This is a genomic window from Kluyvera georgiana ATCC 51603, assembly GCF_001654985.1.
In the GTDB taxonomy this organism is placed as follows: domain Bacteria; phylum Pseudomonadota; class Gammaproteobacteria; order Enterobacterales; family Enterobacteriaceae; genus Kluyvera; species Kluyvera georgiana.
Map to the genome: position 1 here is coordinate 24,141 of NZ_LXEU01000100.1, position 21,765 is coordinate 45,905.

At 47.7% G+C, this 21,765-nt stretch carries 22 protein-coding genes; 6 read left to right on the forward strand and 16 right to left on the reverse strand.

Going from position 1 to position 21,765, the window contains the following annotated elements; translation table 11 throughout:
• Positions 1–73 precede the first annotated feature (73 nt).
• From M989_RS23170 to mobI, 14 genes are all read right to left on the reverse strand, one after another.
• Positions 74–550 (reverse strand): hypothetical protein, encoded by a 477-nt coding sequence (locus M989_RS23170; protein ID WP_008786605.1) that lies wholly within the window; start codon positions 548–550, stop codon positions 74–76.
• A gap of 35 nt (positions 551–585) precedes the next feature.
• On the reverse strand, positions 586–1,044 hold the full coding sequence (locus M989_RS23175) for a hypothetical protein (protein ID WP_020996211.1): 459 nt from the start codon (positions 1,042–1,044) through the stop codon (positions 586–588).
• A gap of 109 nt (positions 1,045–1,153) precedes the next feature.
• A complete protein-coding gene (locus tag M989_RS23180) occupies positions 1,154–1,420 on the reverse strand; it encodes a hypothetical protein (protein WP_008786607.1) in 267 nt (88 codons plus the stop codon).
• Between the two features lie 94 nt (positions 1,421–1,514).
• Positions 1,515–2,108 carry a hypothetical protein gene (locus M989_RS23185; RefSeq protein ID WP_008786608.1) on the reverse strand — a complete coding sequence of 198 codons (594 nt, stop codon included), beginning with the start codon at positions 2,106–2,108 and terminating at the stop codon, positions 1,515–1,517.
• 151 nt (positions 2,109–2,259) lie between these two features.
• Positions 2,260–2,580 carry a hypothetical protein gene (locus M989_RS23190; protein ID WP_020996210.1) on the reverse strand — a complete coding sequence of 107 codons (321 nt, stop codon included), beginning with the start codon at positions 2,578–2,580 and terminating at the stop codon, positions 2,260–2,262.
• A gap of 804 nt (positions 2,581–3,384) precedes the next feature.
• On the reverse strand, positions 3,385–4,557 hold the full coding sequence (locus M989_RS23195; RefSeq protein WP_008786609.1) for a hypothetical protein: 1,173 nt from the start codon (positions 4,555–4,557) through the stop codon (positions 3,385–3,387).
• Positions 4,558–4,737: 180 nt separating this feature from the next.
• The gene (locus M989_RS23200; RefSeq protein WP_008786610.1) at positions 4,738–5,433 is read right to left on the reverse strand and encodes a hypothetical protein; all 696 of its coding nucleotides are present in this window, start codon (positions 5,431–5,433) and stop codon (positions 4,738–4,740) included.
• 63 nt (positions 5,434–5,496) lie between these two features.
• Positions 5,497–5,880, reverse strand: coding sequence for a hypothetical protein (locus M989_RS23205; RefSeq protein ID WP_020996209.1), 384 nt, complete (start codon positions 5,878–5,880; stop codon positions 5,497–5,499).
• 11 nt (positions 5,881–5,891) lie between these two features.
• The gene (locus M989_RS23210) at positions 5,892–6,164 is read right to left on the reverse strand and encodes a hypothetical protein (protein ID WP_008786612.1); all 273 of its coding nucleotides are present in this window, start codon (positions 6,162–6,164) and stop codon (positions 5,892–5,894) included.
• A 15-nt stretch (positions 6,165–6,179) separates the two neighbouring features.
• Positions 6,180–6,431, reverse strand: coding sequence for a hypothetical protein (locus tag M989_RS25040; RefSeq protein ID WP_071846954.1), 252 nt, complete (start codon positions 6,429–6,431; stop codon positions 6,180–6,182).
• A gap of 121 nt (positions 6,432–6,552) precedes the next feature.
• Entirely contained in the window at positions 6,553–6,894 is a 342-nt protein-coding gene (locus M989_RS26355; protein ID WP_245191289.1) for a hypothetical protein, read from the reverse strand.
• Positions 6,895–6,981: 87 nt separating this feature from the next.
• A complete protein-coding gene (locus M989_RS23220; protein WP_008786614.1) occupies positions 6,982–7,545 on the reverse strand; it encodes a hypothetical protein in 564 nt (187 codons plus the stop codon).
• 412 nt (positions 7,546–7,957) lie between these two features.
• Positions 7,958–8,647: a hypothetical protein gene (locus M989_RS23225; RefSeq protein WP_008786615.1), complete on the reverse strand. Its 690-nt coding sequence runs from the start codon at positions 8,645–8,647 to the stop codon at positions 7,958–7,960.
• 802 nt (positions 8,648–9,449) lie between these two features.
• Complete coding sequence (gene mobI / locus M989_RS25745; protein ID WP_020996208.1) at positions 9,450–9,881, reverse strand: conjugative transfer protein MobI(A/C); 432 nt, start codon at positions 9,879–9,881, stop codon at positions 9,450–9,452.
• Positions 9,882–11,066: 1,185 nt separating this feature from the next.
• Here mobI and M989_RS23235 point away from each other — a divergent pair.
• The 6 genes from M989_RS23235 (at position 11,067) to M989_RS23260 (ending at position 15,180) form a co-directional block, all read left to right on the forward strand.
• A complete protein-coding gene (locus M989_RS23235) occupies positions 11,067–12,089 on the forward strand; it encodes a ParM/StbA family protein (protein WP_008786616.1) in 1,023 nt (340 codons plus the stop codon).
• Between the two features lie 14 nt (positions 12,090–12,103).
• On the forward strand, positions 12,104–12,634 hold the full coding sequence (locus M989_RS23240) for a hypothetical protein (RefSeq protein ID WP_020996207.1): 531 nt from the start codon (positions 12,104–12,106) through the stop codon (positions 12,632–12,634).
• A gap of 31 nt (positions 12,635–12,665) precedes the next feature.
• Positions 12,666–13,226, forward strand: a complete 561-nt coding sequence (locus M989_RS23245) for a transglycosylase SLT domain-containing protein (protein WP_008786617.1) — start codon at positions 12,666–12,668, stop codon at positions 13,224–13,226.
• Positions 13,219–13,749, forward strand: a complete 531-nt coding sequence (locus M989_RS23250; protein ID WP_008786618.1) for a hypothetical protein — start codon at positions 13,219–13,221, stop codon at positions 13,747–13,749. The genes M989_RS23245 and M989_RS23250 overlap by 8 nt, the downstream gene beginning before the upstream one ends.
• Before the next feature lie 2 nt (positions 13,750–13,751).
• Entirely contained in the window at positions 13,752–14,282 is a 531-nt protein-coding gene (locus M989_RS23255) for a FlhC family transcriptional regulator (RefSeq protein WP_008786619.1), read from the forward strand.
• Between the two features lie 127 nt (positions 14,283–14,409).
• Positions 14,410–15,180 (forward strand): putative periplasmic lipoprotein, encoded by a 771-nt coding sequence (locus M989_RS23260; protein WP_008786620.1) that lies wholly within the window; start codon positions 14,410–14,412, stop codon positions 15,178–15,180.
• A gap of 43 nt (positions 15,181–15,223) precedes the next feature.
• Here the strand turns inward: M989_RS23260 and traN are convergent, their stop codons facing one another.
• Both traN and M989_RS23270 read right to left on the reverse strand, forming a co-directional pair.
• Positions 15,224–17,881, reverse strand: coding sequence for a conjugal transfer mating pair stabilization protein TraN (traN, locus tag M989_RS23265; protein WP_008786621.1), 2,658 nt, complete (start codon positions 17,879–17,881; stop codon positions 15,224–15,226).
• A gap of 436 nt (positions 17,882–18,317) precedes the next feature.
• A complete protein-coding gene (locus M989_RS23270) occupies positions 18,318–21,761 on the reverse strand; it encodes a conjugal transfer protein TraG N-terminal domain-containing protein (RefSeq protein WP_064549208.1) in 3,444 nt (1,147 codons plus the stop codon).
• Between the last annotated feature and the right edge of the window lie 4 nt (positions 21,762–21,765).

Here is a 21,765-nt window from a genome sequence, read left to right on the forward strand (position 1 = left end):
TCACTTCCTTCTAAACGAACGTCGTGCGCCACGCGCTTAATGTCGTGACGCACATTACCATGCCCGGGGCTTATCAGAACATAAGCCAGGTGGCGTTACCGGCAGTATTTCTGGACTGGTAAGCTTTTGCCTGCGCGTGAAGCAGCTTCCACAGCTGGCGAAGTGTAGCGGCATGATTTTCACCACCAGCATTAACCCGCAGTTCACCGATCTCGCGGGTAACCGTGAAGCAATTCCGGCTCTCATCCCAGCCTGAATGTTCACGCGCTTCCACCACCAGATCATTGGACGTATCAGGGCCGGTCTTAGCAGCATTCAGCACGAACTCCGTTTTCACAGTAATACGGCTGGCGTTATCCGGCGCATCCAGAAAGACGGTGAACCCCTCAGTTCGGCGGTCAGTAGTACGACGGCTCCCCCAGGAGGTGATCCCCCGCTGGACACGCATCATTGAAAGGGCGTGGGACTCGGTAGCCTGCACCGAGCGATACAGGTCGGTCAGGGAAGAAATGCTGAAGCATTCAGGGGTAGTCTGGTTAACATCGGTCATGGTAGATCCTCGGTTATGTGGTGTGTTTTCTGGCTTCAGTAGCTGTCGTTTGCCACGTAATAGGACGTGCCTGGATAGAAGTAGCGGTAATCCGGCTGCATATCATTGGTGATGACAGATGTTTCTTCCCAGACCCCGCTGGTGGACATAAACTCATCTGCCGTTTCATTATCCAGACGCATATAGCGCTCAGGAGCGCATTCCGCCCAGGTGCGTTTCACCGTATCCCAGTTAGCGTACTGGCTGATTTCAATATTCAGGGGCGCATTCTTCTCAGGCTGGTTACGGCGGGAACTCAGCACGAAATTCAGCTTCAGGACGATACGACTGTCGTTGTCAGGAGTATCCATCCAGATCTGGTATTCAGCCGTAGGCCGGGATGACTGGTTTTTGCGGCCCCACGAGGTGACACCGGTTTTAACCTGGACTATCGAGACTTTATGCGCGTCGGTCTTGCCAGCGCTGGTCATCAATTCAGACAGACTTTTAAACATGGTGCATCCCCAGTGATAATTGGATTTGTTCGTTTTGTTTACTTATTAAATCACTGGTTACCCGGGTGACGAAGTCAGAGCCGGGTAAAAAATGGACTAAATTTGCGGATTAATTGCTGGTGGTGGTATTGACCTGCGGGACGGGGGCATCGAACAATTTGTCAAAGAAATCCACGCCACGCTGGTACACATCGCGCAGCTCAATATCTTCCTGCTCGGGCAGGTTTATATTATTGAGCACGGCAAGGCCTTTGCGAAGACGAGGAGCTAATACGGTTTCCAGATAGATCCTGCGGCCCGCGATGGTTTCCGGGGATGCTTCATTGATGTAAAAATCAATGGTCTTCGTGATGCTGTAATTCTTCACTTCACTCATCGTCTGGTACTCCTCAGAATGATGTCATAACACTCGGTTTGAATTCAGGGGAGGGGGAGCAACCCGGGCGAACGTACCCGGGTGCAGGCCGTGGTTATTCGAGACCCAACGCCACGTGATCGCCGTCCTCAGACAGGCGAATGAAAAGCATCTGCGTCCCGCCGCTTAAGCCGAACTGTAGATCCCAGCCAGGGACTGAAGAGGTTTCGCATTCACGCACATCGATGACCTGGTCACGGTAGAGGACGAAGCGGGTATCAGACTTGTCATCTTCTGCGACGTGGGACATCTGATCAGCAAATTCGTCTTCGAGATCGAACCAGCTTTCCAGCCAGACCTTGTCAGAGACCAGGCTGATACCGCTGGTGGATTCCGCCGTGCCGGTCACAGCCTCAGCGACTGGTGCGACAGGAGCCATATTAAATACCGCATCAACCACCAGCGCTTGCTCTGCGGTTGCCGGGTAAATCCCTTGCAGATAAACGCTATTGCCGTTCACTTCGAAGCCCTCTTCAAGGCTGATATCGCCATGATCAACGTCATAAACATCCGCGAGGTTGCGAAGACAGATCAGGTTGGCTTCATCTTCGTTTTCCGCTTCAACGCGCATCAGTGGAAACTCGCCACCGCAGGAGTCGAATTCAAAATAGTGAACGTAGAAGATTTTTTTTCCGTTGGTGGTAGTCATGATATTGCCCCGTGTGTTGAGTGTTGTTCGTTTTGTTTACTTATAATCTCACGGGGTATTCAGGTGACGAAGGGAATCGGGCATAAAAAAGCGGGGATTTAACCCCGCCTGTCTTCGATTTCAGAGATTAGAAATCTGAGGGCGCTACTCGCTAATATCCGTATTTTGAAGTTGAAGTGATATCAGGAGCTGGCGAACGTGAAAGGGGAAAGGTCTTATCTGGAGCAGGCACGAGTTTATTGGTTTTTGGTTGCCACGATACAACGACCGTACCTGACTGCGTAAGGCTAAGAGTGACAGTGACTGGTTGCCCATCAATAGCAGAATAAAAATTACATACTCGTCGCATTTTCAACCACAGCGCGGTGTAGGTATGTCCGTCCAGAAGGTATAAGCCTTCAGAAGCTAAAGCCGCCGCAATTTTTTTCTGCATCTCGTTAGCAGCATTTATTTCTTGAATTTCGTCGCTCATTTTCATTCCTCAATGTGTGTAGGTCAAAAGGAAACCAGTTCGTCAGACTTCAGCTAAAAAGAGAAAGAATTCTACGTTTAATCCTTAAGCATCATGGCATAGGGCGCGGGGGAGACGAAGAGAAAAAATACCAAAAAAAAAGCGGGGATTTATCCCCGCAAAACTACACACAGTAATTAATTACAACAATTTCCAGGGGGGGGCACTACACACACTCACACATCACAACTTCAGGGTGTCTGACGGAAACCGGCCTAAGCGCTTGTATCCCACCAGATGAAAAAATTGGTTTTAAAAACCGGTAATTCGTTAATACTTTCGTCCTGCTGCCCCGGTCTATTACCGGGGCAGCGGAGTCCGCCATTCTCGGCAGCGCCAGCAGATCAGTTTACATAGACTCGGATGTAAAGTTACGCGTTCGCATATAACCTCCTTAATGTGAGCCGGTTCACTGGATTGTGAATTGTCAGTAACGCTAAATTCGTAGACTTCTGGTCTACAGCCTGGCTTATATAGGCAGGCGCGGCAGTTATTTAAGAGTTTGAACGTAACGAGAGCATTTACATAAATCCTCCTTTCTGTAGCTGACCAGATTTAACGTCTTTGCCTATTCAGTGAACCATACCCTATTCAGGTGACGAAGGTTTCTGAGTGTAAAAATACGTAATTAGCAACGCTATTATCGCTAATCCAAAAAATAGGGCGAGTGAAAACACCGGCAAAACGCGGACGTTTATACCGGTATTATTTATGAGTTGCTGGGGGCAATATCGCGAGGTAAGCAGTAGTCTGCTTTGCAGGAACTTAACGGCCCGTATTGCTGGTGGTTAAAGTCTCATCCTGCGCCAGCAATGTGATCACATCCCCGGCAATCTCCGGGCGGATACCAGGCGATTTATGCGCGGCATGGGCCGCAACAGCCAGCGGTCTCCAGTTGAGAGACGCTGCAATACGCCTGATCTCTTCAATAACCCGGAATGTATCGCTCTCCAGTGCCAGGCCCGCACGAGCGGTATCGAAAGATACGCGCTGCGCCGAAGTGAGCGGTGAGTGCTTCTTCAGTTCTGCGGTGATGATACGCTGCGCTTCAGCACCGATTGACGCACCACCTTCGACGACCCCGGTTAAACCGACGAGCTTACCTCCATCACTGCGGGTATTATCGTCTTTAACCCTGGGGGGCGGGGCCAGGGCGTTCAGATCCACGTCCTGTTGCAAGAGCTCCAGCAGGTCAGCCAGCATATCGGGTTGAATCACACCTTTTAAAGCCGCTGCGCGTTTCGCCAGGCTGACAGGAGAACGTCCCAGGCGGGCGGACATCGCGATAAGGCAATTAGCCACAACAAAGAGGTCATCAACCCCAATCAGTGGGGCACACTCCAGCCGGAACGTCTGATCATCACGGATTGCATGAGCTGGTGGGGCCGGTTTAGGTGTTTTGGGTTTTGCCTGCGGCTTGTCATAACCACGAAGGGCTTTTTCTGCACTGTCAGAAACCTTACGGATGCTTTGCGCCAGTTCGTCACCACCAGCCAGGCCTGCGGTCAGCTGAAGCATATAATTGAGTCTGCCGAGCATGTCAGGGGATGCAAGCCCGGTCGCTATCTTCTGGCTGATGTCGTTAAGGTTGCTGAGTATGCCACCGGCGATTTTTGACGGGGGTGTAACAACCGCCTGGACATTATGGCTGGTATGAATTTCCCGCGACACCAGAGTGAGCACTTTGCGCCAGTCAGGTTGTACACCGGCATCCAGCGTCTCAAGGTGGCTGATTGCATTTCTCAGGCTATCCCATCTGGATAGCTGTAGAGGCTCACCGTGCTGCTTTCCCGATTTCAGCCACTGAACGAGGTAGACGAAGTCAGATGTAGCTGAAGCCACCAGCCCGGCAATAACACGCTCTCTTGCTTGAGGCGTTGTAGGGTTAGTTCTGCGCACCGGCAGACGGTCATTTTTGTGCGCGGTTGGTCTTTTCATCTCGTATATCTCAACTTGGTTCCATCAACGATAAATCCGTGTCCGGGATCCAGACAACAATCAATCCATTGTATTTACCATGTTTGATATCGGCACAACCGGCAGCGCCGTCAAAAATTTGATTCATGACGGCGCTGATCAGAGCAGAAAACACTGAGGGAGGGGTTACAACTTCATGCGCTAAGCCTTGAGTGAGCGATGCAGCTGCTTTACAAATGCATCGAGATTTGGAGTAATTCTGGCATTGTCTGCATAGGCCATTTTGCCATTGGTATCGTCATGCAGATGCATCCTTCCGCTATTGCGGGCAATACGGCGAAGTTCTGTATTTGCTGGGTAGAGTTTGTGAATGGCTTCTCTCAGGCGCTCTATTTCCGAAATCAGCTCACGGGGGTTCTCAACAGGTTCGGCGGGGGAAGTGGTAAGCACCCGAAATTCAGCGTTCTCTGGCTGCATCTTAATCACTTCGATGACTCTGTCCCGGGCAACGGAATTCCATTCTGTAGCCATGCCGTTGTACTGGTTTCGAATGCGGAACTGGTAAACCGGCTCCTGCTCGTTGACCAGTAACCAGGCATCGGCGAGCGCTAAATAGAAAGATACAGGCCGGTTTATCACTTGGTGTTCCTGAAGGGCATTTTTATAGCTGAGGACATCTTCAGGAAGGATATCCGTGATACTGGAGGTGAATTTTAGCGGATCCAGTGGATAGACCGGGCCGATTACCTTAAGTACAGCAACAGGGTTATTACCATCATCGGTAAACCAGAAATCATTATCCTGGCCGATATTGAGCCGAACATCTGCGGTCTGATTATCTGCGAGAACGGCCTGCACCCGACGACCATTTTGCCACCAGCGTGGTGTACCTTGCATACATACCTCTTACAGGAATATAGCCCGAAAGCCCACCTGCTGGTGGGCGGACAGAACATGGGTCTACTGAAGGTACTGCTCTGCCTGAGCAATACGTGAAAGAGTACCGGCATTCGGTTCAATCATCTGTATACGTCGGCTGTCCTCCAGTAAACCGGCAATAAGGTGTTTGTCGGTATATGGGGCATCGTCATCCCCGAGCATACGGCGGATAGCGGATAAATCTCCGTTGGGAACCGGGTAAACCGACTCGATAAAGAGCTGATCACCGTGAGGGTTCTCCCACTCATACGGGCCTTGGGCGGAAGCCGCAAAACCGGAATCATTCAGACTGGCGAAATCTTCAAGCGCCTGGAGGCGGGCCGCAGTTTCATCAGTAGCGTAGATTAAGATCATACGCGCCGTCTCAGGCGATGAGCAGAACAGCAAAATGAGGAATGGCAGCATGTTGAACTCCATCAGTTAGCGATTTGTTGAGCTGGCGGTGTGGCTACGCCGGTGAGTTGCTTAAGACGAATATTGAGCTCATGAATCACGTCATCGCGTTTGCGCCAGCTGGTGGATGGCAGGGCCAGGAGCGCTTCAGCTTCAGACACGGAGAGACCAGCCAGGTGAGCTTTCGATGAAATCTCTGCGTTATATAATTGCTTCAGCACAACCAATGAGTGCTGGGAGGATGCAGCCATCATCATGAAATGGCGAAGCACCGCACAATAGATTTGAGTAGACATATTAAGCCGCCTCGTTCAATGCGTGAGGTAATGATTAATGGCATGTTCAACATAGCCAACAGATTTACCCACTAGGTGTGCAAGTTGCTGCACATGATGATGGTGAACTTCACGGCACGGGCCAAATGAAGTGGTGTAGCGATACCAGAGACTACGGCCTACAGAAAAAAGTTCTTTTTCTGTCTGCGGGCGTACTGGATAACAAACTGGACGTGCAGATGTAGTGCGACGACCGTTATTTCGAACTTGATGAATTGCAGTATTCATAAATCACCCCGCGTATGTTTTTCGTTTTGTTTACTAACTTCAGTTAAACACACGCCGGGTGGCTGACGAATAGAAAAGCCATAAATAAAAGAGCTAAAAAATTAAGCTCTTTATGAAAGAATTATTCTGGGGTTGGAAACCAGATAATGTCCGAAATAGGCTTATTGCCCGTCAGTAAAGCCAGGCTGGAATGCAGTTCTTTAACGATCTGCTTATTATTCTGCGTTTTCTCAAGTGCCGCTATAGCCTTTAGCAGAGTATTTGCCACGGATGCTTTAGCATATGCCTGCGGTGAGCCGGTTAGCACCTGACTCATTATTTCCGTATTGTTAGATGGCAAATAGCCTTGCTCCTCGGCAATTCGTTCTGCACCGGGTGCTGAAATAACCGATGCGGCAAGTTCGTGTTCGTTTGCATAGTTGATAACATCAGATAACATTTCGAGAGCAGTGGTATCTGTCATGATAAAGCCGTCTGCTACCCACTGAGGAGCAACATCGAAGCGAACCACCCAAGAGTAAGGTATTACGTTTGACATATAGTGACCTCATTAAAGGGAAATATAAGCGTCAGGGTTTTCTTCAACAGAAAGAAACTCAATATCTTCGAGATGCATTCCTGCATTACGAATACCTACCTCGGATAACCAGGACAGGATTGTTTCATGATCCGGTTCACCAGAAAAATCAACAAAGGCTGGAAGAACCCAGTCGGGTGCATAGCCCGCGCTATACATAACAGTGGCAGTAAAGCGCCCAACGTGCGGTATTTTGAAAAGAATGGATGCCTGCTCAGGGGTATTAATTACCATGCCGTGCTGATAGACGACTTCCCAGCTTATCCCATGCTCTCCTGTATTTCCGCGATAGAGATGGTGGCGGTCAACGGCCCAAAGGACACCTTCGCGATCCAACCAGCAGAAATAGTTATTATCTGGGGATACAGTGATCCCAAGGTTCATTAACTCAGCCACCAGCAAGCAAGGGTTAATATCAGTTACCGTTTTGATAACCGTCAGTACTCCCTCGGTTACGGCAGTAACTGTCAGTACCTTCGAGGCACTGATCCAGAATTGATAACCTGCTTCTTTAGCCTTCGCGATTAAATTAAACATTGTTGCTTCCCATTGAATGGCAGTTAGGTCAATAACAACATGAGGCTGGTGGGTGACAAACAGAGAAACTGACGATATTTCAAGAAAGAATTTAGCGATGAGAAATACTGGGGCTGCAATGCAGTCTGTACTTGCCAGCGCTTCGCTCGGCCAACCCCTCGACAGCCCGAAAGCAAGTTTCGGTCTGCCTCACGGTTATCTACGGGCGAAAGGCGGCACATTTGTGGGGGTGTCAGTGGTAGGGGGAAGTAATAATTCCGTGACATCAGCGTCGTGTTCGCTTGCCAGCGCTTCGCTCGGCCAACCCCGAGACAACCCGAAAGCAAGTTTCGGTCTGTCCCGGGGTTCCTGGTAACGACCAGACTTACCGCAGATCTACTATTTCGTTAATCATATGGCCTATGAATAAGAGTTAATCACGATACAACTGGATAAAACTCTCCACCCGGGTTCCATCACAATAGCTCGGCCAGGCATTCATCACAGGCAGTTCTTCCGTTGTGAATCTCCCCAGTGCCAGCGCTACCGAATACCAGACCGGGAATATCGTATTGGCTGATGTCATATTTCCATTGTTGATTAACTCATAGAGTCCGCGTCCATTCGCCCAGGCACTTTCTGGTGTATCACCGGCAAGGTAGTTATCGACCCAGATGGATGGTGACAGAGCATGACCTTTCGCCAGTCTCGCTAACGATTCATACCACTTCAGATATTCCGTGGTTCGCAGTGAGAGAATCGGGATCCCGCCACGTCTTAACAGTGCTGCCGCAGAAAGTGAGTCTACCGGCGCGGCAATTTTATCCAGCTGGTTACGGGCTTGCTTAATCCGAGCTAATAATCCCGCAGGACTCACCCGGGTGATGTATTTCTCTACCGTCTCAGCAGCCTCAGCTATGCCCGGGGCCGACGACCCTTCAACATGGAGGGGGCATAATACAAGGCCGGTATCATCGTGAGTAACCCAGGCAGAATTGTCAGCCGGATTCCTGACGATAGACAACGACTCACTTTGACCCAGGATCGTTAACCTGAATGACTGAAGCCGTTCGGCTATCCAGCTGCCTCCATCACCAATAACCTCAATGCGCTCATGACTCATACCGCATCACCTCTGCAAGTGCTTTACATTCAGACCTAATCATAATGGCTTCCCCGTTCGCAACAAAATCAGGGTGAGGACAGGCATAGCCTAACCATACTCAGGAAATTTACAGATATGTCGATCCACAAAACGCGCTCAAAACGCTCAGGCGCGTTTTAATCAATCCGATCGTGAAAATACCAGGGGGATAAGCTCAGAATCGTTCTGAGGCCATTCTGGCGTGGTTTTATCCCAATAACGGATCCTTTTGCGAATACAGATCGATTTCACAAGGGTATTTAGCCGGTATGAGACAGAGATGATCCGTTTTGATAATCAGAGCGATAAATTATTACTGGTTCCGTTTTGTTTACGCTTGTATCGGGAGGAATGTCATTCCGAACGAGGGTATCGACTTCGCATTGGCCGTTCTGATAGCCGATCACAATATCCAGGCAGTACGCGCCGCGACAAAAACCCCCGGAGGAAATTCATCTTTCCTCCGACATCGAGCGGTTTGATTATTACCATGCTCAACCTTCCGATGTAAAAATAGAGAAAACCGACGCTATCGCTTCCGCTTTGTTTACCTTCCATATTCGCGCCCGCGAAATAGCCCGCTGCATTCCCCACCGTTCATACCCGGGCGAAAACAATCGCGATCATATTGCGATCATCCTGATTCCTTTCCGTCGCGATAAGTCCGCTATCGCCTATAGGCTCACTAACAGATCGCCTGAAGGCTCACTAACAAAAATACCAGGTCATCGCCTGGTATTCATGTTTATCCGTTATGTTTACTCCAGAGAATATTGTATTTCTAAAGCTGTTTTCTTAGGTGAGTTATTCGAAGCGAAAGAGCCTGCCGAATTGCACGGTTTTTTCGTAGCTCATCACGCAACCAAATAAGCTGACCTTCATACAGTTCGATAAGCGCAAGTTCTCGCTGACTTGCGTCCTTAAATTTCGCTGGTGGATATGATTCGCCTTTGTTGAGAGGTAGGTATTTGGGGACGACACGATCAATGCCTCCACCAGCTTTGCGTAAAGGAGTCAATCTGGCCCAGCGGATCCTGATAGTTGTTCCTTGCCTGGTTACGTTAAAACTGTACCGCGCCTTCTCGTCGTCAGCGATAGCTTTCTCCCAATATTCCTCCCGAAGACTATTGGCTTCGTTAAACAGAAGTTCTGCGGCTGAATCAACCGCATCGCGAGCCTTTTCCAGATCATTGATATACCCGACGAGTTGCATAAAACTACCTCGATGATTTTTGATTAGGACTTAACCCCAAAAAAGAGAATCTCTATTATTACGCCAGAACCCTACGTTTCTGGAGAAAGAGAAAGTTCCTTTTCAGGTTCGATTTTAAGTATTCAGTTCCGAAACAGGAATGATTGATTCTCCAGTTAAGTAACTTTCTGGGTGTTCTCATTTTTTGGATGTTTCTGGAGAATACAATGGCAATCTGGTGCTTGAGTTATTAATATCAGCCTGTACTGGTACTTTTATCAAGCCATTTTATTTTAATCAAGCTGTTTGCCAATCTCTATATGATATGGCAGAAAACTACGTTTCTGGGCATTTCTATTTTTTCATAGGTTTCTGGGGAATATAATGGAAACTTACTTTCTCTGACGTAAAGGTGATTGACGAGATGATTGCCGTCACTGCATAGACCTCATCGTTAGCGCTTATGTGGAATCGCTATATGATATGGCAGAAACCCAGGCTTCTGGACTTTACCGTTTTGACTACCTTTCTGGGGAATACAATGGCAACCAGACCGAAAACAGCCTTACACTTTCACTTGTCTTCAGGATCAATCCTAAATTACATCGTTATCATGGTGATTCAGGTCACATTTCATAGGTATATATACTAGTTTGAGAGAGTGTTTTTTGGGGTAAAATGAAGGTTTAAAATGCATATTTAAGTGAAATTCTTTCTTGTTCTTAAGTCAAATTTTAACGGGATGCCACCTTGAAAAATCCCCACAGCATTCCTTAACTCACGTCTCCTTAACTTGCCTGTCCAGTATATATACTCCGTCAAATTCCCAGGCGGAAAGCCTATCTAAAAGCGTTGTCCTCACAAATTATCATCTAATTTACCCAGTCTAATTTAAGTTAGGGGTTGATGATTTTAAGGCTAGATTTAGCCATATATAGTGTCATGTTTCATGCAGCATTTATGTACATAACGGACATCTTAAGCGTCCAAATCTAGCCATTATTAACGTCAAAAATGGGGGCGTTTTGCCGATAAAAAAAATGGTATTCAATTATCGTTTGAATACCATGTAACAACTTGTTAACGGTTTATTCCCGACGTTGGCAGGGGGAGGCCACCTTTCATTACGTTAGTGCGACCCCCTTTTTTGGCGCTCAAATGTTATCGGAGTGGCAGTAATTCATTTTTAACTTGCAGGGTTAACGAATGAGCAATGACAAATTGGTTGTCTGCGGAATTGATATTGGGTACAGCAATGTAAAAATTGCTGTCGGGGATCCAGCGGATGACAAACCCACAGTCAGTATTTATCCGGCCTACGCAACGAATGAGGCTGTAGAAGATGTGCGGCTGGTAAAGCGTAACTGCGAACACGAAGTGCTTGTCTACCCAGGCGGTAAAGAATGGCGGGCTTTTACCGAACGCCCCGATGCACGGGAGTTGCATGACCGTTACCACATGACAGAAATGTACCTGGCGCTATATCTGGCCTCACTGGATAAAATAGCCGCTAAATCTGGCAATGACATCGATCTGGTAGTAACAGGTTTACCTGTTCGTCTAGCCAACGATAGCGAACGCGCAAAACTTACCGCTAGGCTCACCGGGACGTTTACCATTGCGCCTGGAAAAACAGTGACTGTTAAAAAATGCCTTGTTCTTCAGCAGGGCGTAGGTGTCATCAATGACATCGTTAACAGACCAGGCCTTATCAGCCAGGAAGAGTTAGAGAAGGCGACTATTCTCGTGGTTGACCCAGGCTTCTTCTCGATGGACTACATCGCCTTTAAGAGCGGGAGCCGGGTATCAGGCTCTTCAGGTTCATCACTAAAAGCAACCAGTGCAATTATTGAAAGCATTGTGAATCGCCTTAATGCCGTTAACCCGGAAGAGCGTATCGATGATTTACCAGAAATCATTGAAATCGCTCTCCGTAACAATGAACCATCTTTCTTTAATGGGTTCCGCCACATTCCCCTACGCCCTCTGCTTGAAGAAGCAATTCCCTCCATCGCCAGTGATGTAGTCAAAGAGTTGCGAAAATCGACAAGGGTTCTTGGGCCAGTCCATATCATTGCAGCTGCCGGTGGTGGGACTGGTTTCTATGAACAGACTATTCGTGAGGAATTCCCCCGAGCCAGGATCGTATCGAGCCCGTTGCCTGTTGCCAGTAATGCTATCGGTTTCTGGAACTATGGCGTTGACTTGATGCTTTACGGTGACGATTGAGCAAAGGGGGGTTCATGCAAGTTCGAGTGACGATTAATCCAATACTGTTTCCAGAGCTGATTAATTATCTGGAATCAAAACCGTCTGGCCAGCGTAGTAGTTCTCTATTGGCGCTGGCGAACCGAGCATTGCTAGCGGGTGACAATTTTATACCCGGTGTCGTCCGTGAGACTTCAAAAAAACGTAAATCAGAACAGAAGAAATCAGTCCGTGGGCCGAATATAGAAAAGGAGACTGGTCTGATGACTAGTCAAAGAGACGGCCACTTACCCAAAGAAAATGAGGACAAGGAACCAAAATTTCGTCACGTGGTTAGCGACGATATAGTCAATACAGGCCCGCCGTTTGGTGAGGGCGATGATATTCAGCATCTCGAAGTAAACGATGGACAGTTATCGACGGCGAACCTAATCAGTCAGCCTGAGCTTACTGGAAACGAACCGGAGCCCAATCCCGGAGATAAATCGGGTTTTGGGGAGGCAGGTAACAATCAAGGTAGCGGCGTTAATGTAAAGGGTACACCAAGGCGTGTACGCATAAGTTGATGCCATCGTAGGGTTAGTGGGGAGGGGGGAAATGCAGAAAGCAACGAAGAGTTTGGTGCTCGCTTTACTATGTGCTGCTTACTGCACGAGTTCGAACGCCAGGCTTGTAGATCTTCGTGGCACTTCCTGGGAAAAACATTCCCAGAAAGAGTGTGGTCTCGATCCGTACCTTCTCTACGCGGTGGCACTCACCGAGAGTAAAAAAAATGCAGGAACCAAGGGGTATGTTGTTCCGAGCCCCTGGGCATTGAACAACTATGTTTATGGGTCGTATTACCCGACAAGTTATGAAGATGCCAAGAGAGCGCTAGCCCGCTACCTCTCTGCCACTCCGGTAACAGATATTGGAATCGTTCAAATTAATTTTCGTTGGAACGGACAGTATGTTAACCATCCTGAAGAACTCTTGGATATCGATACAAACATCCGAATCGGGGCAAAGACTTTGTGTGCGGCCATCAAAGCTAACCCTGGTGATATAGAACTGGCGATAGGTGGATACAACACTCAAAACCCTAAGTTGGAAGGCAAGGCTCGTGAATATGGTCAGCGCGTATTACGCGTATGGAAGAGGCTTATCGAAAATGATTAATCAAAATTTGTATTTTCTACAGACTGCCATCTCAATTATTACCCGTGCGCAATCGTTGTATAAAAGCCCTTTTGAGTTAGCAGAAGGAGACCGGGAGTTCTTGATTGAGAAAACTAATCAGGCAAAGCTCGCACTATCGATGGAGAAGTATGACTTGCCCATCTTTAATATCTGTCATGATCCTGAACGCAAGATTTCTACTGAGGTAGAAAAATTCGTTCGCCATGACTCATACATCCTGCGGCTTGCTCTGCTGGTATTCAGTATTCGTGTTTTCATTAATACAGGTACTGTCGCCCAAACATTCTACTGGTTTGATAATGAAAAAACCGTCCAGCTTGTCGAACGTATGGATGATGCACAGACAATTGATGCAATCATAACCGGCAAAATATATTTTAAACCTATTCGTCCATTTGCCGATTTAGTAGATTGTGACTTCAGTACAGTTATTGGAGCCCCCAACCCAACCTTGGAATTAACAGGCTACTTACAGTCGCGCTATTCTCATTGGAGTAATTGATTATGAAGGCTGCTCTTGTCCGGGATGAAGATAAATTTGCGTTAACACAAAAAATGGTAAAATTAGGGTTTCGTCGAAAAATCATTGTGCATTCGCTTAATGCGAGTGACCGCGTTATTGATTTTTTGCGTAAAGAGTTCCATCTGAGTGATGTATCGATCGGACGGCTTAAACATTCAGAAACGCTGCTCAACACGACACATAAAAAAGTTGAAGCAACCAATTTTATGAGTATCTATCTGCGACGTTCGAAAGACCCAAACAACAGCGACAACATCGTTGATGTGGTTAGTGCGTTCGAAATTTACCGGGAACTAAATCTAAAATTCCGCCCGGAAGAAGCTTCAAAAGTGATGATTGATGCCAATGAGGCCTGGACTCTTGCGCGTGATTTTCGGGCCGAAGAAATACGCATGGTAAGGTGTTTCCGTTGCGACCTTTCATTTATTTCTCCGCAGAGTTGTGACCGTCCACGGAAAAAACATATTTGTCCGTTCTGCTCTGATGCAGAAGCTGAAAATGAAAGCTCGTAAGTGACTAAGCTAAATTTCATAAAAAAGCCCGTTTTAACGGGTTTTTTTATTACCTGGGTACTTCGTCACCTGAATGAGTCGGGTTAGTATTGAATAACAAACCTACTGGTGTCCCAAGGAAAATAAAATGAAGAAAATCTCTGGTCTTGCTTTGGTGTCGTTGATGTTGGTTGGTTGTGCGGCTTCTCAACCCCCGGCTATGCCGGTGGACTCCAATCCATCTGATGCGTTGAAATTTGCCCGAGCGATGGATTTACGTCAAATTACCGATGCTGGCGATCAATATCTTATCTATAACGGGTTTTTATCCAATGGCCAGATTGTTCCTCTTAAATCACCGGTTAAAGCTGGTGAAAATGGAGTGGCTAACAGTGGCGGTAATGGGTTGGCAGATGTTGCAGCTGGCTTCGCTACACACACATCATTCATTCCGGTTCTGTCTGTCTTAACGGCCCGGCGAGCAGCTGCTATTAGTGATGGCATTGTACGTGTCGCGTCGTGGAACGGTAAATCTCAGGAAGATAATGAGCGCGAGGTCAACACTATACTCTGGAATACGCTGACCCGAATGGACGGATACAAAGTAGGGGGAGTGTGCGAGGGTAAAGGTGGTGCTGTTGAAATTCTTGTTCGCCGGAAAGCAACAAACGGCGATTGGTTATCGTATGCCGATATTGCCCCAACGTTGCCTAAACCACCTATCAACGTCAGCGGTCACGCGACATTCATACTCGGTAATGAATGTTTCAATCTCTATGCAACCCGAGTTTCAAATGTGAAACTGGTTAAAGCAATGAGTAAAGAACTGGGCGCTCAACGAGCTCTATTCTTGCCTGGTTCCCCTGAGCATGAGCCGATGGTGTTCAGCGACGGCAAGCAGTACCTGTTCAGGAAATAAAAAAAAGCCCCGACATAAAATCGGGGCTTTTTATTTGCCAAGGCTATTGAGTCTTCAGTACGGCCTCTGTACTTGATTTTGCAGCGTCTACATCAATGCTGTTAACACCGCTCTGGAAACGCTCCAGAGTGTTCTGGCGTGAGCCATCGATATTCAACACGCTTCCTTTACCGGTTATCTTATCCAGATTTATCTCGGAAGCTTTTGGGAGAAGTTTTGCCTCGTAAAGTGAGCCAATCCATTCTGATAAGTCGATTTTATTAAAATCGATCCGACCAAATTCTTCTAATGTCAGAGCTCTACAATCTGGGTTCTTTTTATCACCCCAGCCGATACCTAGCATTGGTCTTCCTTGCTCCTGAATAATGCGACCGATCTGCGAATCAAATGTGCAATAACTTGATCGTTTCTCGATACAGACACCCAGGAACTTTGTTTCACACCAACTGGATATATGCACGGCTAGTTTAGTTTCTTTCTTGACGGCCAGCTTAAATTCATCAGAAGTACAAGCCCAGATGATGTTAACCAGAATGTTGGCAATCTGATAGGCCATATAAGCGTACCCAACAACGGATATAGCGGAGACTATTGTGGACGACAATTGCACAGATGTTGCCAAGCCTGATGACGTTACAGCGGCCCCTCCTTCAAAAGCCGCACTTTCAAAAAGCATATTTGTTGCCGCAGGGCCGAAGGTGTCAAGCGTCCACTGAGCAACCTGTTTAGTCAGCGCTCCGATAGCCTGATTCATTAATCCAGACAACCCAGCTTCTGTAGCTTGCTGAGCGGCTTCAGTGCCTGCCGTACCTACCAGACTGTTGAATGCCGAAATTGCAGGACGGGTAATTGTATCGATGGCATTAGTCATGAGCTCGGAACCCATATCAAAAATGCCTTTCCCTTGTTCGAACATACCGGCTTTAACCGCGACAGCATCTGCAATTTTCAGGGTGTAATAAGATAACTGCAAATACTGAATCCAGTTGACATCTACAGGTTGATCGCAACAATCCACCCAACCGCCCATAGCCGATTTACATTGAGCTGACTCACCCTTGAAAAGAGTACATGAGCGGTTCGTTTCATCAGTATCATCGCCGCACTTCATTTCATTCAATGCGTAAGTTGCGGCCTGAAGGGTTGCAACTGCTTTATTGAAATCACCGCTGGGTTCTGTTGATGGCTGAAGGCAAGAACCATTCAGGCACTGAACTGCACCAGGGCACACATAAGTATCAGTGGCAGAGGTATTGGGTACGACGACATCTGTTCCGCAATCCCAAACTTCTGTAGCCTGCCAGCATCCGTTTTTGTCCCCCTCAGCACCAGTAATGCAGGTGGATTTGATGAACTTACATGCGGTATCAGCATCATACTGCTTACAGGTGTTGTTAACACCAGCGTCAGTCCCACAGTTAGAAACCACGGTAGCCGATTTGCAGAACGGGGATAGGCCACTGATAGGTGGCTTAGCAAGCTGACTTTCGCATATACGAGCACCATTAATTGTTGCGCATCCATTAGCATCAGGCGTGACAGTTTCGCGGCAGGTGACCGTATAGTTCTGGCAATAACCGGCGTTTATGGCTTTCAGCAACGTATCGAATTGTTCCGGTTTATCGACAGTCCATTCGTTATCCGAAATGATCTTGCTCGGGTCGAAGTTAATATAGATAAGAGCATAACCTTCGCCACTGCCGGTTACCGACACTCGGTTTTTGAAATTAAGAACTCCATTCATGGGAGTGTTTCGAATTTGCGCAGTGACATCTACATTAATTGACTGATCCCAACTGGTGCTAAGTTCACACTTTCCAGCTGTTTCGGGGGGGAACGTACCAGTACCGTATGGCCCACCCCATACAAGGCTAGCTCGGTCTGTTCCGCCGACGTAAATTTGCATATAGTCATCCCATTTTGCCCTGACTATCCTGGCGCTGGTGACTGCCTGCGGATTGTAAACGGTGACAGCCATTGCCTGTTCGAAAATCTTACAATTGCCGTCCCAGTAGTTATCCCCAACAGTGCCGAGCCAGAGCTCGATACAGTTAGTCCCGCAGGAACCGATGTTTGCAGCCCCGCTATAATGCGAAAGCATACCGGCTACGTAAGGATGGTAGAGAGTAAATGTGCCGCTAACACTCGTGGTACGGGTACATTCCCGGTAGTCAGGAATGTGATTAACGGTATCTTTGTTGGTCATGGTGCGCGTCATTGAGCAGTCACCAAGATCCTGCATGTATTTATCCTGATTTTCCAGGAAGTCTTTGTGGCCATCAAAGATGGAATCGTCGGGCTTAAGGTTTGCCGTAGTTTTCGTCGAGCCCACCAGCGTTCGATAAGCTTCACCGCGAAGAGAATCTTCTGTTTTCAGATTGGCGTTGGTCGTGTTGCCAAGTTTTAACGTGTTGCTGTCATCCCCGAATGTACCTGTCAGGCTATCCAGTGAAGTTGATGAACCCTGATTTGGGTAAGCCGAGTTCAGGTCAACGGCCTGGCCTTTTCCATACTGAACCGTACCATTTGACGTAGCTGATACCTGCGGAAGTGTTTTGTAGAAATTGGTAGCTGATGTGACGTTTTCCTGGGTCGTAGCGGAAAAGGCATACGGCACGTAGGATACAACACCAAGGTGACATAACATCGTAATTGTGCAGAGTGGTCTGTAAAACCATTTTTTTCGGAAAAGGTTTTTCATTCTATGATCACCTTTGTCGTGGTTACTGATTATGAAGTCAAAGATCTCGATAACTAAATTTCGTCAGCCAGCATTTCTATGCGAAGCTACTAAAATGAAGGATTAAGCAGGCAGCGTATTAAACAGACTGGTTTCAGACAATAAAGAAGGACGGCAAAACGAGGGTGTTTTCTGCGTTCTGATTATTACCGACTGGAGGTGCTTATGGACATGTTTGGTATAACGGGCCTTATCCCATTATCGGGGCCAAGCGATTCAGATTATGGCGGTGGAAATGGTCGAAGAGGCCGTGGAAGAAAAGGGCGGACGGCCAAAAGTAAATGTGAGCGAATGTGGGAGTTTTATATTCTGTTCTATTCTTTATTGAGCCTTCCTGTTGTTTATATGTTTGCCACTACGTAAAAGCCCCGCCAGGCTGGCAGGGCTTTATTACGAATCACTTTTTCGATGAAATAATCATGTCATCGTTTCCGCCGCTATGGCCACCTTTACCTTCCTTATGTCGCGGATGAACCGGGACATACTCCTGATGCGATTGAGTAGTTCGTGCAGGTGGCGGATCACTGAACATTGTACCTCCGTTATTTGAATCGCTATGGCCACCAGCACCGTGGGCATTAACGGTCATAGTTTCAGCTTCGCCATATCCCTGGTTGTGGGTTCCCATCGCATAGGGAACACCATCGCCTACAGAAGAACCTCCATTAGATGCCTGATGCATTCCTCCAAGGTTATTGGCCATACCTCCGGTGTTATATTCATGCGTCTGACGATCTGTATTCAAAGCAGTTGTAGCCTGCTGAATAATGGATCCATCATTTGCTGAACGGTCTAAACCGGCATTATCAATACGGGCAGCAATACCACGGGCAAGGGATGTATTCCCGCCAGAAACGGTTCCATTGTTATTTTCCCCACCTGTCGCGAGTTGAATACGTGCCATCATGTCACTGCGGGCCTGGGAAAGTTGTTGCTCAGACGCTCCAGCTTTGGTCATCGCGTAGTAATTCACAATGGAATCTCGCGCTGCTTCGCGGTTTGCATCACCACCCAACGGAATTTCTCCGGCGATTGATTTGGCCTGGTTATGCACCTGCTCATAAACCGGGCTTTCCTTGAACGCATTGCTGACATGAGAAACGAGCTTGTTAAAGTCTCCAGTGATACCGCCGAGATTATAGTGGTTGTTTTCGAAGTCATTCGCGGCGGTGTTACCCGCTTTAGTCATGACTTCACCTTGATTTCCTTTATGAATTTGATCAACTGCACCGCTATTCTGTCCACCGACAGTATTAACCTGGCCTTGCCCATAACCATCTGACGATGAAGCATGTGCATCACCCAACGCACCGTAAGAACGGCCAGTTACAGCATTTACCGAGTTACTAACGTCCGCTGCACCAGCAACTGCCCGGCCACCTGCACTTTCAGCTCCGCCACTCACTCCACGGTATTGCTCAGATGCGGTTGTGGTCAACGCTGGGCTGGAGTCAGCGTTAATGAACCCGGCTTTGGCTGCTACTGCACCTGCTAAACCAAGTTCACTGGCTGCTTTGAATTGCGCAAAGGTATGTGCATCTTCGTGAGTCATACCTAAAGAGGTCAGGCTCGCTGCATCACCGGCGATTTTGCTGGATAGTTCAGGGTGCGCCGCGAGGGTTTGAGTCAATGTTGCTTGTGCATCATGGTTACGACCAATAGCCGTAGCAAGTTGCGCTGCGTTCATTGTCTGGCCCATTGAGGTACTTGAAGCAAACAAGTTTGCTTCCTGGAAATTCTTTTGTGCGGACTGCATTCTTTGATTTGCCTCAGCAAAAGAACGAGTCGACTGAGAACTTTCTCCTTCTTGCGATAAGGACTGGTACATCGCACTTGCTGCCGTGTTGACGATGCGTGACTGGGTAGCGCTGTCGACTTTATGCGATGTGGCACTGTCCGTAGAACCGTACTTAGCGCTGTTGTCATTACTCAGCCCACTGCTTTCTGCCTCTGAACGAGACATACCACCCTTAACGCCTACACCACCGCTTGGGCTTCCAAATCCCCCACCGACGCTCGCATCGCTTTTGGCTATTGATACAAGCGCCTGCATATCAGAAATTCCTTGTTCTTTAGCTACAGAACTAACATAGGCGCGGTCAGAGCTGCTCAAGCTTGCAAATGCTGCGTTTGAAGCATCACTGTAAACCTGCGAATGCCCCCCAGAGTTCATGTTGCTGGCCACCTGGCTAATCATTGCGCCGGATTGAGCAGTCAACGAGCTAGAGGCTGCATCAAGTTCCTGCTTAGCACTGGACAGGTTGTGAGTAGCGACCTGTTTCATATCAATGTTTGGGAGAGTGCCAGAAGACCCACCCATGATCGTCCCTTGCGTTGGGTTAAATTCGGCTTCAGAGCCACGGGTATTGATTGGTGGAGCGTTTGTAACATCCGGCGATAGGGTTTTGGTATCAGCTGCTGAAGGAGCGGCAGCAGAATTGGCCAGCGAGTTAAACGCTACGGAACTGCCCCATACAATGAACCCACCTAATGCCGGTATCATTCCATATAAATTACCAGCCAGGCCGATGCTTTTTTGAGTCTCGAATAACAGCTGGTATAGCTGGGCAAAACTAAGACCACCGGAACCCGAACTGACAAGTATTTGGCTTGATGCATCACGGATGCTATTCAACACATACATGTTTACTACAGCTGCCAATGGTAACCATGTCCACGTCCAGAAGATGACGAGAAAATACTTCATCACCAACCTGATCCCCATAATACCCAGGCCGAAAAGGAAGGCCATGAAAGGGGCAAGGGCGTAAATAATCCCCTGAAAAATGGGCATGAATGACCCCATCCAGCTTAAAAAGGATGAGCCGGAAGATGACCACTGGAATGCTTGCTGGGTCATTGTCTGCGCACGTGTGACCGCAGCAGTACCACGAAAGGAACTTTCAAGGCCATACATCGGCATTTCTCTGAATGACGGATACATGACCATCATGAGTTGGAAGTCACGTATATCCGTTCCCATGATATTGAAGAAATTTAAAACCTCTTGAGTTTTTCCAGACCCTGAGCATGTAGCGCCACCACACGTGCGCCCAGCTGCGGCATAGGAACGGGCAAAAGATGCATCGAGAGCCGCTGAGTTCAGAGTAGCCAGGCCTTTGAGCTTCGTATAAGCATCAGCACATGTGTATAAGGAACCACCTTTTGCAGATTCATCAGTTGCTGTCGACCAACCACTACGGACGTTGTCATAGATAACTACGCGTTGAAATGAGTCATTTGAAGCTAGCCCGGATACCCCTTGATTGGAGCGGTACATTGAAGCAAACGTTTTTGAACCACGAATTATGTCGTTACCTACACAATTCTTAACATAGTTAGAAATGCTACCATCCAGATCACCATAACCTTCTGTTTCACCAGTCCAGCGCATGGGCGATTTCATGGTGTCGTACAGTGTGGCGAGAGTGAAAAGGGGATCAAGTGACCCGTATTCCGTCATTGAAGGAACAGAGAAGGCTTGTTCCATTTTTTCAGTAGTGGCATATCCAACTGTCGAAATAAGGGAAGCCGCAGCTGCAAGGCCAGCAGGTACGTTGTCTACGGCTTTGAAACGGCCAGTAGTTACGTCCTCGATATTGACGCGCATTGAGACACTGAAAAAGATAAAATACATCACTATAGCGATACCCATTTGCCCAAGTGATAATGTTTTACCTGCCGTGATTGCGGCTGCGATAACCACTCCGATGACGCCAATTAACGCAGCTATTTTGAATAATGAGGCGTAAGTACCGTCATTAAACAACATAGCAACCGCATTAAAAATATTGTAGATAAATTCAATGTTACCTACGGTATATACGTTCCATTCACTCATGTTT